The sequence below is a fragment of the Mesorhizobium sp. genome (genome assembly GCF_017306585.1).
Classification (GTDB): domain Bacteria; phylum Pseudomonadota; class Alphaproteobacteria; order Rhizobiales; family Rhizobiaceae; genus Mesorhizobium.
This window is the reverse complement of record NZ_JAFKIC010000135.1, coordinates 32,327-44,908: the sequence shown is the minus strand read 5'-3', so window position 1 is coordinate 44,908 and position 12,582 is coordinate 32,327. Positions and strand designations below refer to the sequence as shown.

Below are 12,582 nucleotides of genomic sequence, written 5' to 3'. Positions count from 1 at the left end.
CAATGATCCGAAACGACAAACCTTGGAATCCAAAACCATCCTGACAAACACAGTTGCTCATCTGTCTCGGCGCTGGCGCGCCGATCCACCTTCTCCCACAGGGGGAGAAGGGAAGGCGCGCACTTGCCGCCGCCGGCGCCGCGCCGTAAGTCTCGCCATCATGATCACTTTCCGCAAGGCTGTCGCCGCCGACCTGCCCGCCATCGTCGCCATGCTCGCCGACGATCCGCTCGGCGCCACGCGTGAGGATGCCTCCCTGCCGCTGGCACAAGCCTATCTCGATGCGTTCGCGGCCATCGACGCCGATCCCAATCAACTGCTGGCGGTTGCCGTGGATGGCGCCGAGGTGGTCGGCACGTTGCAGATCACCTTCCTTGCCGGCCTCTCGCGCAAGGGCGCAGTGCGCGGGCAGATCGAGGCAGTTCGCGTCGCAGGCGGCAGGCGTTCCGACGGCATCGGGAGAAAGATGTTCGAATGGGCGATCGAAGAATGCCGGGCGCGGGGCTGCGTTCTCGTCCAGCTCACCACCGACAAGGGGCGGGCCGACGCGCACCGCTTCTATGACGGGCTCGGCTTCACAGCCAGCCATATTGGCTACAAGAAGACGCTTTAGGTTTCGCCTTCCTGCCCGTCCAGCGACTGGCGCATCGGCGAAATCTTTCAGGCTCTATTCAATTTGCCGGCGAGAACGGATATAGGTCAGCTAGGTTGACCTATATAAAAATCGTCGCGGGAGGCGTGACTTGACCCTTTTGAACCTGCTGGCTTCGCGCTCCTCGCGCATGAAAGCCTCCGAAATCCGCGAGCTGCTGAAGCTGCTCGACCAGCCAGACATCATCTCGTTCGCCGGCGGCATTCCCGATCCGTCGCTGTTTCCGGCCGACGCCATCCGCGACGCCTATGCCGATGTGCTTGGCGGCGCTGAGGCCGGGGCGGCGTTGCAGTATCAGGTTTCGGAAGGCTACCTGCCGCTGCGGCGCTGGATCGCCGGCCAGATGGGCAAGCTCGGCGTCGCTTGCGACGAGGCCAACATCTTCATCACCTCGGGTTCGCAGCAGGCGCTGGATTATCTCGGCAAGCTGTTCTTGTCGCCGGGCGACACCGCGCTGGTGACGTGGCCGACCTATCTCGGCGCGCTACAGGCTTTCAACGCCTATGAGCCGCGCTACGACCGGCTCAACACCGCCGGCGGCAACATGACGCCGGAGGCCTATCGCGCGGCGGCCGGCGCGAATGGCGGCAAGGTCAAGTTCACCTATCTGGTGCCTGATTTCGCCAACCCGACCGGCAACACGCTGGACAGGAAGCAGCGCGAGGCGGTGCTCGACCTCGCCGGCGAGCTCGACATCGCCGTCATCGAGGATGCCGCCTATCGCGCGCTGCGCTATGACGGCGAGGGCGTGCCGCCGATCCTGGCCCTGGATTGCGCCCGCTCGGGCGGTATCGACAAGGCGCGCACTCTCTATTGCGGCTCGTTCTCGAAAATCCTGTCGCCGGGCATGCGCGTTGGCTGGGTCTGCGCGCCGCGCCACGTGATCGAGAAGCTGGTGCTGATGAAGCAGGCTTCCGACCTGCACAGCCCGTCGATCAACCAGATGGTGATGCACCGCGTCGCCGAATCCGTGTTCGAAGGCCAGGTCGAAAAGCTGATCGGCGCCTATCGCGAGCGCCGCGACGGCCTGCTTGGCGCCCTGGAAGCCAACATGCCCAAGGGCGTGACCTGGAGCCGTCCGGAAGGCGGCATGTTCGTCTGGGTGACGCTGCCGGAAGGCACCGACGCCACCGAACTCCTGGCGCGGTCGGTGAAGGAGGCGCGCGTCGCCTTCGTGCCGGGCAACGCCTTCTATGCCGACGGCACCGGGCGCAACACGCTGCGGCTGTCGTTCACGCTGGCCGACCGGCGCGCGGTGACCGAGGGCATCCCAAGGCTGGCGGCGCTGTTGAAGTAGCGCCTGCCGGGGACGCGATCCGGTGGCTCAAGGGCCGCTATGCGTGCCCTTGATCGTATCGCCTTCGAGCTTGGTGAACGGCACGAAGGACAGCGTGCCGCCATTGTAGATGTCGGCGCGCGTGACCTGGAATGTCCCGTCGGCTTCCTGGTGCTTGGTGACCTTCAGCACATGCTGGGCGCCGGGCGGGCCGACCGGAATGACCATCATGCCGTTCGGCTTCAACTGCTGCAGCAGCGGCGGGGGAATGTGGTCGATGCCGCATGTGACGATGACCTTGTCGAACGGCGCTTCCTCCTGCCAGCCATAATAGCCGTCGGCGTTGCGGGTATGAATCGCCTTGTATTCGGAATAGCCCCTGGAAATCAGCGCGTCGTAGAGCGCGCGCGTTCTGGCCGCCAGCGGCTTGATGATCTCGATCGAGAACACCTTGTCGGTGAGGTTGGCGAGATAGGCCGACTGGTAGCCGGAGCCGGTACCGATCTCCAGCACCTTGTCGCCGGGCTTTATCTCCAGCGAATTGGTCATGCGCGCGACGCTGTGCGGGCCGGTGATGGTGACGCCATAGCCGATGTCGAGATAGTGCCATTCATAGGCGCGGCCGAGATTGGCTTTGGTGACGAACTCCTCGCGCGGCGTCATCAGATAGGCGCGCTTGTCGCGATCGTCCCAGACATCCTTGTGGGCGATCAGGGCCTGGAAACGGTCCCAGCGCTGGCCGAGGAAACCGGCATCCTCACCGCGGTTCTTCTTCATCCAGTCGATGAAGGCGGCGCGGCTGTCCATGGGCGGCATGGCGCTCGGATCGTAGGGGACAGGCACGTCGGCGATCGCGGGCAGCGGGCCGGCGAGCAGTGCGCCGGCGGCGAGCAGGAACTGGCGGCGGGGCAATGAGAGGCGCCTGGCCTCGAGCGCTATGTGTATCCGGCGATCCTTCATGGCACGGTACCCAATGGCTGTCGGCCAAGGATCGTCCCGATCCGGCGGTTTGACAACCGGCGGCCCTATACAATTGCGTAAGGTCGGCGAAAGGCGCGGGGTTGAGTGTGCGGTCCGCGCCATGATCACAGCGCAATTGACTGCGCAAAGTGCCTGCCGTTGACACCTCCTGAAGACCGGAAATGGCCCGAAAACCCGATATGGCCGAACATCGAGCCGATGCCTGGCAGGCCAGGCGCACCGCCCGACTGTTGCTGAGGCCGCCGGCGGCCGCGGACCTTGACTTCGTCACGCGGCTTTTCGCCCGGCCGGAGCTGGTGGCGCACCGGCCCGATCCGACGCCGGACACGCCACGGCAAAGCGCCGACCGGTTGTTGCGCGACATCGGCCATTGGCGCGAACACGGTTTCGGCCGCTGGGCGATCGAGGCCGAGGATGGGCTGATCGGCTTCGGCGGGGTCACCGTTTCCGGGGAATTCGAAGGGCTCAACCTGTCCTATCACCTGCGGCCGGAAAGCTGGGGGCAGGGCTATGCCAGCGAAACCATCCGCGCGGCACTGGCCTTCGCCTTCGGTGATCTCGGCGCCAGGCGGGTGATCGGCCTGGTGCGTCCGGTCAACACGGCTTCCAGCCGCGCGCTGGAACGATGCGGCTTCCGCTTCGAGCGCGAGGTGATGCTGCACGGCGCGCCGACCAATCTCTATGCGCTGACCGCGCCGCCGTAATTCCGTCTCCTTGTGTGGCTTGTGTATTCCTGTATACGAAATTCGGTTTACCTACCCTAGACTTTGCCCGCGCCCGAGATTTGCATGACGCCTTTGCCTGACGAGGTTCCATTCTTCAGTCAGTGGGAAACGCCAGACATGACGCTGGCCGTGCTTGCCGAAGGCGCGGATACGGCGCTGAGGCGCGATCCCCTGTGGCGGGGATCGGGCGCGGAAACGCTGGAGGAATACGCGGTTTGGGCCGCCAACATCTGCGGGATGGCGTGCCTGAAGATGATCCTGGCGACGCGCGGCGAGATCGTGCCGACGATCGAACTGGCACGCCGATGCACCCGGTATGGCGGCTACGTCGTCAACGAAGCCGACCAGTCGATCAAGGGACTGATCTACGCGCCCTTCGTCATCTTCGTCAGGGAAGCTTTCGGCCTGCATGCCGAGGTTATGACCAATGTCGCGACTGCGGAGATTCCCGCGATCCTCGGCCGGTCGCGCTTCTTCATCGCTTCGGTCAGCAGTTCGATCCGCTGGCCCGAGCGTGAACCGCCCTCGAAGGGCGGCCATCTGGTGCTGGTGACCGCGGCATCCGATGATGGTTTTCGCTTTCACAACCCATCCGGCCATACCCGCGCCACACAAGAGAACGCAGTGTTGGCGCCATACGATTTCGACCGTTTCTTTGCCAATCGCGGCATTGCCGTGACCATCTGATTTGAGGGATTTCGATGAAGGACAAGATCAGGGTTGCCATCCTCTATGGCGGGCGCTCGGCCGAGCATGACGTGTCGCGCCTCTCGGCCGCCAATGTGCTGAAGGCGATCGACCGGACGCGCTACGAGGTGGTGCCGATCGGCATTTCCAGGGACGGAAGATGGCTGCCGCAGCGATCGGGCGAAGCCGCCGACGGGGCAGGGGCGCCGCTGTCCGAGGACGGCGCGGAGGTCGCCCTGCTGCCTGGCGGCAAGGGCCGGCTGGTGGTTGTGCCGAACGGCGGCGCGCAGCCCGACCTTTCGCCTGTCGATGTCGTCTTTCCGGTGCTGCATGGGCCGTTCGGCGAGGACGGGTCGGTGCAGGGCTATGCCGAGGTCGCCGATGTCGCCTATGTCGGCTGCGGCATCCTCGCTTCCGCCGCCGCCATGGACAAGGATGTCGCCAAGCGGCTGATGCGCGACGCCGGACTTGCCGTCGCGCGTTCCGTCACCGCGCACCGCAACGAGGTCGGCTCCTTCCAGGAGATCGCCGGGGCGCTCGGCCTGCCTTTCTTCGCCAAGCCGGCGCGCCAGGGCTCGTCCTTCGGGGTGAGCAAGGTCAATGACCGGGATGGGTTCGACCGCGCCGTCGAAACCGCGTTCCGCTATGACGGCAAGGTGCTGATCGAGGAGTTCGTCGAGGGCCGCGAGATCGAGTGCTCGGTGCTGGAGCGGGCCGATGGGTCGCTGACGGTGTCGCTGCCCGGCGAGATCATCCCGGCCGGCAAGCACGGTTTCTATACCTATGAGGCGAAGTACATCGATGCCGACGGCGCGGTGGTGAAAGTGCCGGCCGATGTGCCGGCCGGTGTCGCCGACAAGGCCAGGGAGATGGCCGCGCGGGCTTTCCGGGCGCTCGGCTGCGAGGCCATGGCGCGCGTCGACTTCTTCCTGCGCGCAGACGGCTCGCTGCTGGTCAACGAGGTCAACACGCTGCCCGGCTTCACCGACATTTCCATGTACGCCAAGGCGCTGGCCGCGATCGGCATCGGCTATGGCGAGGTCATCGACGTGCTGATCGAGCACGCGCTGGCAAGGCACGCCGCGCGCTGACCGTTTCACTCGGAGCATCAAAGCTGACGCCGCAACAAAGAAGAACTGAACTGGCTGCACTTATCAAGGGTCAGCCCAATATAGCACGGGCCGAATTATGGAGGTGTCATTGGGCTATCGCCCAGCCCCATGTTCTGGCCGGAACTGCCTGATAGCACTTTCTTTTCCGCGTTTTAGTGGATTTCAAGGGCAGAAAGTGCTATTGTTTTTTCCGAGGATAAATGATGCCCGCACGTCCCCAGACCGCTACTGCGAACGCCATCCGCCGGTTGGCCGAGCGGCATCACATCAGCTACGTGCTCACGCAAGGCGATGCTCTCGCGGTCAATATCTCGCGCCATTCGGGTGACGATGTAGTTCCCGATGATGTGGAACGTCTGCTCATTGCTCTTCAAAGGGCAGGGCATCTCAGCACCAGGGAAGTGATACGGCTGCAGGCGAGCTATTTGCGCGAAGCCAAGCAGTGACTTTCGATCCATTTGGTGACTTCGAGACACGCGGTTATCTGCGCAATTTCGAGAAGGAAAAAGACCCGGAGATCGTCCGGCGGCTTCAACATACCGCCTTCACCCTTGGTCTGGACGCTGCGTTCAAGTATTTGGCTGGCCGCAAGTGGCTTGAATATGGCGATGTCCTGAAGGCGCACCAGATTCTCTTCGAAGCATTCTATCCATGGGCGGGGCAAGACCGCTTGAAAACGGCGCCCGGCCTCATTGTCAAAAAGGGCGACGTGATTTTTGCGGCGCCCACCGAAATTCGCCTCGCAATCGACTTCGCCCTGTTGAATGGTCAAGACAAGGCTTTCATGACCGCCAGACCGGGTGAGGTGATGGGATACCTTGCTTTTGGACATCCCTTCCTCGACGGGAACGGCCGCGTGATCATGACGGTTCACGCGATAATGGCGCAGCGAGCGGGCTTTAGCTTCGACTGGTCAAAAACCAGCAAGGACGACTATCTCGCCGCGCTCAGCCAGGAAATCGAAACGCCCGGCAAAGGTATCCTGGACGGCTATCTCAAGCCTTTTGTCCGTGGTCCAGTAGCCTACGAAAAGCTGGCCGAGAGCGTTGCGGGAACTCCTGGAATTGACGGTGGTAACGTGGCGACAAACGCGGTGCTTGGCGACGCAGCAGACCCAAGCGTCAAGGCGCGGTACGAGGCTGTCGTCGCCAAACGCAGGCACGCCGAGGACGAGTAATGTTCTAGTTGCCTATCGGCTGGCCGACGCCGGCGCTCGAATTGGGGCTGTTCAGGCGCCAGCGCCGCGGCAGGCGGCGTCGTAGTCGGCCAGCACCTGGTCGACCGCTTCGAGGAGGATTGCCTCGGGATCGCCGGCGGCGCCGAGGCCTGCGGGTATAGTCGGCAGGAACTGCCGCATCAGCGTCTCCGGGATGGCGATGCCGTCGAGCGCCTCGCACAGCCGGGCCGTGGCGACGCTGGCGGCGGGATTGCTCCAGTAGTAGCGGATGCGGTCGCTGTAGCTGTAATGCCGCTGCAGATAGAGGCTCGCCGCATTGCCGTGATAATGGCTGTGCCAATGGCCGGGCGCGGCCAGCATGACGCGCTCCATCGTGCGGGCGAGCGGCCTGTCGCCATAGCCGGCGACCATTTCGCCGGCGATCAGGTCGAGCCCGTAGAGCGCCTCGCGCAAGGCGAATGTCAGGCCGGGGCCGACCTTGAGGATGGGGAAACCGTTGGCGACAAGCGCGGTCAGCGCCGCACGGCTCTGGTAATCGGTGGAATGCGCCTCGTAGACGAGCGAGGGCTGCTCGTCGAGCACCGCGGTCAGCGCCTTCGACGCCTCGGGCGCGTAGGCGACGACATTCTGGCTGCCGAATTCGACGCCCGGCTGCACGACCACGGCAATGACGCGGGCGATTGCCTCCGCCAGGCCTTCACGGGCAAAGATGTCGCGATGGATCTCGATCGTGCGCCGCGCCGCCGCTGCTTCGGTGGGCTTCAGGTCCGAGATCGCGTGGTCGGCGCCGCCGGGGACCGGAACCTCGGTGCCGACGATATAGAGCGGCATGGCGCCGCCGCGCGCCCGCGCTGCTTTTTCCGCCGCCTTGGCGAGGCGCGCGGCGCGGATCGCGATGGTCTCGTCGTCCAGCGCCGCCGGCTCGCCGGCGCAGCCCATCGAGGCATCGAGATGGATCTTGCTGAAACCTGCCCAGACATAGGCCGTGACCATGGCCTCGGCCTTGTTCATCGCCTGCGCCGCCGGCTCGCCGCGCCACGGATTTGGCCCGAGATGGTCGCCGCCGAAGATGATGCGCGCGGGATCGAGCCCCTCGCGGCTGGCAATCTCCAGCACGAAAGCGACGAACAGGTCGGGCGTCATTCCGGTGTAGCCGCCGAACTGGTTGACCTGGTTGCAGGTCGCCTCGATCAGCAGCACGGCTTCCCTGTCGTTGACGGCGCGCCTGATGGCGGCCTGGATCACCAGCGGATGCGCCGAGCAGACCGAGGTGATGCCGTAGGGCTTTCCCTTCGCACGCGCGGCGGCGAGACCTGTGAGCGGATTGGTCGTCATGTCATTTCGTCCGGTCGGTGCCGGCCATGAAGCCGTCGAGTACATCGAAGCCGGCGAGGCCCTCCATCGGGCCGCGCCGTGTGACGTTGAGGGCGCCCGCCGCGTTGGCATAGAGCAGCGCCCGCGCCGGCTCCATCCCCCGGCGCCGGCAGGTCAGATAGGTGGCGCCGAAACAGTCGCCGGCGCCAGTCGGGTCGATTTCCTCCACCACGAAGCCGGGAGAATCGATCCGGGTGCCGTCGGCGGCGAAGCGCGTCGAGCCGGCGGCGCCGCGTTTCAGCACGATCTCACCGACGCCCCTGGCGATCAGCGCTTTCACCGCCTGGTCTTCGTCATCGACCCCGGCCGCCGCCAGCAGCTCGTCGCCCGAGGGCAGCAGCAGGTCGGCATCGTCGACCAGAGCGGCGAACTGCGCACCGTCGGCGCCCTCGATGAGCTCCTTGCGCACATTCGGATCGAAGGAGGTGGAACCGCCGCGCGCCCGCACCGCTTTGGCGGCATAGGCGACGATTTCCTTCAGCCCGGCCACCGACAGGGTGGATCCCATGACATGCAGGTGGCCGGCTCCGTCCGCCAGCCGCCGCGCCTCGGCGGTGAGGCCGATCCGTCCGGCCGCGGATTCGGCGATGTTGTAGACGAAGTCCCTGCCGCCGTCGGGCCTGTAGCGCACGAAGGCGCTGCCGGTCGGGTAGCGGTCGCTGACCGAGACGGCCGAGACGTCGACGCCGTCGCGCCGCAGCCGTTCCAGGTTGATGGTTCCGAAATCGTCGCGGCCGACACAGGCGATGATGCCGGCGCCGCCGCCCAGCCGCGCGACCTGGTCGATGAAGATGGCCGGCGCGCCACTGGGAAACGGCCCGACCAGCGCCAGCGGCTCGAGAAAGCCCAGGCCCGGCTGCGTCGCCATGATCTCGACCAGGATTTCGCCGGCGACGATCGTCGGCCCCGTGGCTTCGGAGGCGGGCTCCGCTCGGCGGCTCATTGCTGCAATTCCTTCTCTCCCTCGGCTCGAACCGGAACGGGCGTGAAACGCCGCACGATAGGCTCGGCTCCAGCCGAGGTAAATTGCGGCGACAGGGAAGTCAACAAAAACTAGTCACGCGTTCACATAATTTGCTACGCGCGTCGCTTTGTGTGCTCTGCCAGGCTGCACTCCGCCGCGTTCGGCGCGGGACTAGCCCAGAAAATTCCAGCCTTGCCGAGCTTGACTTGAGCATACTTAAGCGCAATAAAATCTGCACGCATGTTCACTTATGCATGCGCATTCGTAAAGGAGGAGACGAAATGCAAACAGGTAAGCTTATCGGAATGCTCGCCGTGTCGGCCGCCGCCTCGGCGCTGGCGACCGGCGCCGCGCTCGCCACCGAAATCACCGTCGCTACGGTCAACAATGGCGACATGATCATTATGCAGAAGCTGTCGCCGGAATGGGAAAAGGCGACCGGCAACAAGGTGAACTGGGTGGTGCTCGAGGAGAATGTGCTGCGCGAGCGGGTCACCACCGACATCGCGACCAAGGCCGGCCAGTTCGACGTGCTGACGATCGGCGGCTACGAGACGCCGATCTGGGGCAAGAATGGCTGGCTGACATCGCTCAACGATCTCGGCGACGACTATGATTATGACGACCTGATCGCACCGGTGCGCGCCGGGTTGACCGTCGACGGCAAGCTCTATGCCGTGCCGTTCTACGCCGAAAGCTCGTTCACGCTCTACCGCAAGGACCTGTTCGACGCCGCCGGCCTGAAGATGCCGGAGCAGCCGACCTACGACCAGATCACGGAATTCGCCGACAAGCTCACCGACAAGTCGAAGGAACAGTACGGCCTGTGCCTGCGCGGCAAGCCGGGCTGGGGCGAGAACATGGCCTTTGTCGGCACGCTGGTGAACACGTTCGGCGGCCGCTGGTTCGACATGGACTGGAAGCCGCAGATCAATTCCGACGCGTGGAAGAAGGCGGTCGGCTGGTATGTCGAGACGATGAAGAAGGATGGGCCTCCGGGCATCAGCTCGAACGGTTTCAACGAGAACCAGACGCTGTTCGCCTCCGGCCATTGCGCGATGTGGATCGACGCGACGTCGGCCGCCGGCCGCGTCTATGATCCCAAGCAGAGCCAGGTCGCAGACAAGGTTGCTTTCACCAAGGCGCCGGTGGCGGTCACCCCCAATGGCTCGGCCTGGGGCTGGGCATGGAGCCTCGCCATCCCGGCCACCTCCACCAAGGCGGACGCGGCCAAATCCTTCGTCAAGTGGGCGACCTCGAAAGCCTATGTCCAGCGCGTCGGCGAGACCGAGGGCTGGGTGGCGGCGCCGCCGGGAACACGCAAGTCCACCTATGCCAGCGCGGACTACCAGAAGGCGGCGCCTTTCGCCGCGACGGTGCTCTCGGCGATCGAATCCGCCGATCCGACCAAGCAGACCAAGGACCCGGTTCCCTATACCGGCATCCAGTTCGTCGCCATCCCCGAATTCCAGGGCATAGGCACCCAGGTCGGCCAGGCGATCGCCGCCGCAGTCACCGGCCAGCAGTCGGTCGACGATGTGCTGAACGGCGCCCAGAGCGCGGTGGAGAAGACGATGACGGAGGCCGGCTACATCAAATAGCCCGTTCGAGCCAGATGCCGGGGGCGAGCGTGCGCCGTCCCCGGCGGTCCGGACCTGAAAAACCTCCCAATGCAGCAGGCCCGGAGGATGCACGGATCCGCGAAACGGGTCCGTGCCTTCCCGCTGCCGCTACACCTTTCGAAAAACCCGGGAAAATTCGCCATGAGACTGAACAACAAGATTGCCCTCATCACCGGCGGCGCGCGCGGCATCGGCCTCGGCTTCGCGCAGGCCTTTGCCCGCGAAGGCGCCCGTGTGGTGATCGCCGATATCGACATCGAGCGCGCGACGCGGGCGGCCGAGGCGATCGGCCCGGCGGCCAGCGCCAGGAAACTCGACGTTACCGATCTCGACGCCATCGACAAGGTCGTGGCTGGGATCGATCACGATTTCGGCGGCATCGACACCCTCGTCAACAACGCCGCCATCTTCGACATGGCGCCGGTAACCGACATCACCGAGGCCAGCTACGACAGGGTTTTCGACATCAATCTCAAGGGGCCGCTGTTCATGATGAAGGCGGTGGCCAATGTGATGATCGCGCGCGGCCGCGGCGGCAAGATCATCAACATGGCGAGCCAGGCCGGCCGGCGCGGCGAGGCGCTGGTGCTGCTCTACTGCGCCTCCAAGGCGGCCATCATCTCGGCGACGCAGTCGGCGGCGCTGGCGCTGGTCAAGCACGGCATCAACGTCAATGCGATAGCGCCAGGCGTCGTCGATGGCGAGCATTGGGATATCGTCGATGCCCATTTCGCCCGCTGGGAAGGCCTGAAGCCGGGCGAGAAGAAGGCGGCGGTGGCGAAGTCGGTGCCGATCGGCCGTTTCGCCAATCCGGATGACATTGCCGGGCTTGCCGTGTTCCTGGCCTCGTCCGACAGCGACTACATCCTGGCGCAGACCTACAATGTCGACGGCGGCAACTGGATGAGCTGACGTCCCGCAAGACGGCGTCATCAAGGGAGATGAAAATGAAAGCAGTCCGATTTGCCGCCGCCGGCGTCGCGGGCATGGCCGATCTCGACCTGCCGGGGATCAGGCCCGGACATGCTTTGGTGCGGGTTCGCGCGGCCGGCCTTTGCCATACCGACATCGAGGTCCTGCACGGCCGCTACGGCGTGGGCGCCTTTCCACTGGTTCCCGGCCATGAATATGCCGGCACGGTCGAGGCGGTCGCCGACGACGTGACCACGGTGAAGCCCGGCGACCGAGTCGCGGTCGATCCCAACATTCCCTGCGGCCATTGCGCGGCCTGCCGCAAGGGCCTCACCAATCTCTGCGCCACGCTGAAGGCCTATGGCGTTACGGAAAATGGCGGCTTCGCCGAATACAGCCTGGTCAAGGCCGGTCACCTCCATGCCATCGGCGATCTCGATTTCGCCACCGCCGCACTTGCCGAGCCGCTCGCCTGCGTGCTGAACGGCCTCGGCGCCGCTGGGGTCGAGGCGAGCAGGCCCCAGTCGGCGCTGGTGTTCGGCGCCGGGCCGATCGGCCTGCTCCTGGCGCTGTCGCTGAAGGCCAAGGGCGTGGGCAAGGTCGCGGTCGCCGACATCAGCGAGCAGCGCCTGGCCTTCGCCGAGGCGCTCGGGCTGGAGCCGCTCGTTTCCGGCTCGCAGGCGCTGTCGGCGCGGGCGAGGGGCTTCGACTTCGTCGCCGACGCCACCGGCGTCGCCAAGGTGGTGGAAGGCATGATCGGCTTTGCCGCCGATGGCGGGACAGTGCTGGTGTTCGGAGTCTGCGCGCCCGAGGCCAGGATTTCGGTCGCCCCGTTCGAGATCTTCCGCCGGCAGATCCGGCTGGCCGGGTCGCATTCGCTGAACCGCAACATCCCGCAGGCGCTCGATATTCTGAGCCGCGACGACGGCACGATGGTGCGACTGGTCAGCCACCGGCTGCCGCTTGCGGAGCTGTTGCCGTTCTTCGCCAAGAGCAGCGGCGATCCGGCGACGATGAAAGTGCAGTTTACCGCCGAGGCGTGATTTCGAACGATGCGCCAAAGAAGCGGGCCTGCTTCTTCCCGGCAAAAGGTGACTCAA

General features: G+C 65.1%; 13 protein-coding genes. 10 read left to right on the top strand and 3 right to left on the bottom strand.

Annotated features, from left to right (window positions below):
- Nucleotides 1-160 precede the first annotated feature (160 nt).
- Together J0I79_RS13780 and J0I79_RS13775 are read left to right on the top strand one after the other, a co-directional pair.
- Nucleotides 161-613, top strand: a complete 453-nt coding sequence (locus J0I79_RS13780; RefSeq protein ID WP_292859131.1) for a GNAT family N-acetyltransferase — start codon at nucleotides 161-163, stop codon at nucleotides 611-613.
- A gap of 169 nt (nucleotides 614-782) precedes the next feature.
- Nucleotides 783-1,949 carry a PLP-dependent aminotransferase family protein gene (locus tag J0I79_RS13775; RefSeq protein WP_292859148.1) on the top strand — a complete coding sequence of 389 codons (1,167 nt, stop codon included), beginning with the start codon at nucleotides 783-785 and terminating at the stop codon, nucleotides 1,947-1,949.
- 27 nt (nucleotides 1,950-1,976) lie between these two features.
- On the opposite strand, the gene J0I79_RS13770 is transcribed toward J0I79_RS13775, so the two are convergent.
- Nucleotides 1,977-2,888 carry a protein-L-isoaspartate O-methyltransferase gene (locus tag J0I79_RS13770; protein ID WP_292859128.1) on the bottom strand — a complete coding sequence of 304 codons (912 nt, stop codon included), beginning with the start codon at nucleotides 2,886-2,888 and terminating at the stop codon, nucleotides 1,977-1,979.
- Between the two features lie 200 nt (nucleotides 2,889-3,088).
- Between J0I79_RS13770 and J0I79_RS13765 the strand changes: the two genes are divergently transcribed.
- The 5 genes from J0I79_RS13765 to J0I79_RS13745 all read left to right on the top strand — a co-directional run bounded on the left by J0I79_RS13765 (nucleotide 3,089) and on the right by J0I79_RS13745 (nucleotide 6,610).
- Nucleotides 3,089-3,613, top strand: a complete 525-nt coding sequence (locus J0I79_RS13765) for a GNAT family N-acetyltransferase (RefSeq protein ID WP_292859125.1) — start codon at nucleotides 3,089-3,091, stop codon at nucleotides 3,611-3,613.
- A gap of 84 nt (nucleotides 3,614-3,697) precedes the next feature.
- On the top strand, nucleotides 3,698-4,321 hold the full coding sequence (locus J0I79_RS13760) for a C39 family peptidase (RefSeq protein WP_292859122.1): 624 nt from the start codon (nucleotides 3,698-3,700) through the stop codon (nucleotides 4,319-4,321).
- A 14-nt stretch (nucleotides 4,322-4,335) separates the two neighbouring features.
- Nucleotides 4,336-5,412, top strand: a complete 1,077-nt coding sequence (locus tag J0I79_RS13755; protein WP_292859119.1) for a D-alanine--D-alanine ligase family protein — start codon at nucleotides 4,336-4,338, stop codon at nucleotides 5,410-5,412.
- Nucleotides 5,413-5,636: 224 nt separating this feature from the next.
- Nucleotides 5,637-5,879: a hypothetical protein gene (locus J0I79_RS13750; RefSeq protein WP_292859116.1), complete on the top strand. Its 243-nt coding sequence runs from the start codon at nucleotides 5,637-5,639 to the stop codon at nucleotides 5,877-5,879.
- A complete protein-coding gene (locus J0I79_RS13745) occupies nucleotides 5,876-6,610 on the top strand; it encodes a Fic family protein (RefSeq protein ID WP_292859113.1) in 735 nt (244 codons plus the stop codon). Before J0I79_RS13750 ends, J0I79_RS13745 begins: the two co-directional genes overlap by 4 nt.
- 51 nt (nucleotides 6,611-6,661) lie before the next feature.
- Here J0I79_RS13745 and J0I79_RS13740 read toward each other — a convergent pair whose 3' ends face one another.
- On the bottom strand, nucleotides 6,662-7,945 hold the full coding sequence (locus J0I79_RS13740) for a D-tagatose-bisphosphate aldolase, class II, non-catalytic subunit (protein WP_292859110.1): 1,284 nt from the start codon (nucleotides 7,943-7,945) through the stop codon (nucleotides 6,662-6,664).
- Between the two features lies 1 nt (nucleotide 7,946).
- Nucleotides 7,947-8,927 carry a sugar kinase gene (locus tag J0I79_RS13735; protein ID WP_292859107.1) on the bottom strand — a complete coding sequence of 327 codons (981 nt, stop codon included), beginning with the start codon at nucleotides 8,925-8,927 and terminating at the stop codon, nucleotides 7,947-7,949.
- A gap of 326 nt (nucleotides 8,928-9,253) precedes the next feature.
- Here J0I79_RS13735 and J0I79_RS13730 point away from each other — a divergent pair, with 326 nt between their 5' ends.
- The 3 genes from J0I79_RS13730 to J0I79_RS13720 all read left to right on the top strand — a co-directional run bounded on the left by J0I79_RS13730 (nucleotide 9,254) and on the right by J0I79_RS13720 (nucleotide 12,525).
- The gene (locus J0I79_RS13730; protein WP_292859145.1) at nucleotides 9,254-10,549 is read left to right on the top strand and encodes a sugar ABC transporter substrate-binding protein; all 1,296 of its coding nucleotides are present in this window, start codon (nucleotides 9,254-9,256) and stop codon (nucleotides 10,547-10,549) included.
- 162 nt (nucleotides 10,550-10,711) lie between these two features.
- Nucleotides 10,712-11,482: an L-iditol 2-dehydrogenase gene (locus J0I79_RS13725; protein ID WP_292859104.1), complete on the top strand. Its 771-nt coding sequence runs from the start codon at nucleotides 10,712-10,714 to the stop codon at nucleotides 11,480-11,482.
- 35 nt (nucleotides 11,483-11,517) lie between these two features.
- A complete protein-coding gene (locus J0I79_RS13720; protein ID WP_292859101.1) occupies nucleotides 11,518-12,525 on the top strand; it encodes a zinc-dependent alcohol dehydrogenase family protein in 1,008 nt (335 codons plus the stop codon).
- Nucleotides 12,526-12,582: the final 57 nt, after the last annotated feature.

Bases quoted from the DNA above. Each gene is read 5' to 3' on its own strand.
- J0I79_RS13780 (WP_292859131.1), top strand. From the start codon at position 161: ATGATCACTTTCCGCAAGGCTGTCGCCGCCGACCTGCCCGCCATCGTC.
- J0I79_RS13775 (WP_292859148.1), top strand. From the start codon at position 783: ATGAAAGCCTCCGAAATCCGCGAGCTGCTGAAGCTGCTCGACCAGCCA.
- J0I79_RS13770 (WP_292859128.1), bottom strand. From the start codon at position 2,888: ATGAAGGATCGCCGGATACACATAGCGCTCGAGGCCAGGCGCCTCTCA.
- J0I79_RS13765 (WP_292859125.1), top strand. From the start codon at position 3,089: ATGGCCGAACATCGAGCCGATGCCTGGCAGGCCAGGCGCACCGCCCGA.
- J0I79_RS13760 (WP_292859122.1), top strand. From the start codon at position 3,698: ATGACGCCTTTGCCTGACGAGGTTCCATTCTTCAGTCAGTGGGAAACG.
- J0I79_RS13755 (WP_292859119.1), top strand. From the start codon at position 4,336: ATGAAGGACAAGATCAGGGTTGCCATCCTCTATGGCGGGCGCTCGGCC.
- J0I79_RS13750 (WP_292859116.1), top strand. From the start codon at position 5,637: ATGCCCGCACGTCCCCAGACCGCTACTGCGAACGCCATCCGCCGGTTG.
- J0I79_RS13740 (WP_292859110.1), bottom strand. From the start codon at position 7,945: ATGACGACCAATCCGCTCACAGGTCTCGCCGCCGCGCGTGCGAAGGGA.
- J0I79_RS13735 (WP_292859107.1), bottom strand. From the start codon at position 8,927: ATGAGCCGCCGAGCGGAGCCCGCCTCCGAAGCCACGGGGCCGACGATC.
- J0I79_RS13730 (WP_292859145.1), top strand. From the start codon at position 9,254: ATGCTCGCCGTGTCGGCCGCCGCCTCGGCGCTGGCGACCGGCGCCGCG.
- J0I79_RS13725 (WP_292859104.1), top strand. From the start codon at position 10,712: ATGAGACTGAACAACAAGATTGCCCTCATCACCGGCGGCGCGCGCGGC.
- J0I79_RS13720 (WP_292859101.1), top strand. From the start codon at position 11,518: ATGAAAGCAGTCCGATTTGCCGCCGCCGGCGTCGCGGGCATGGCCGAT.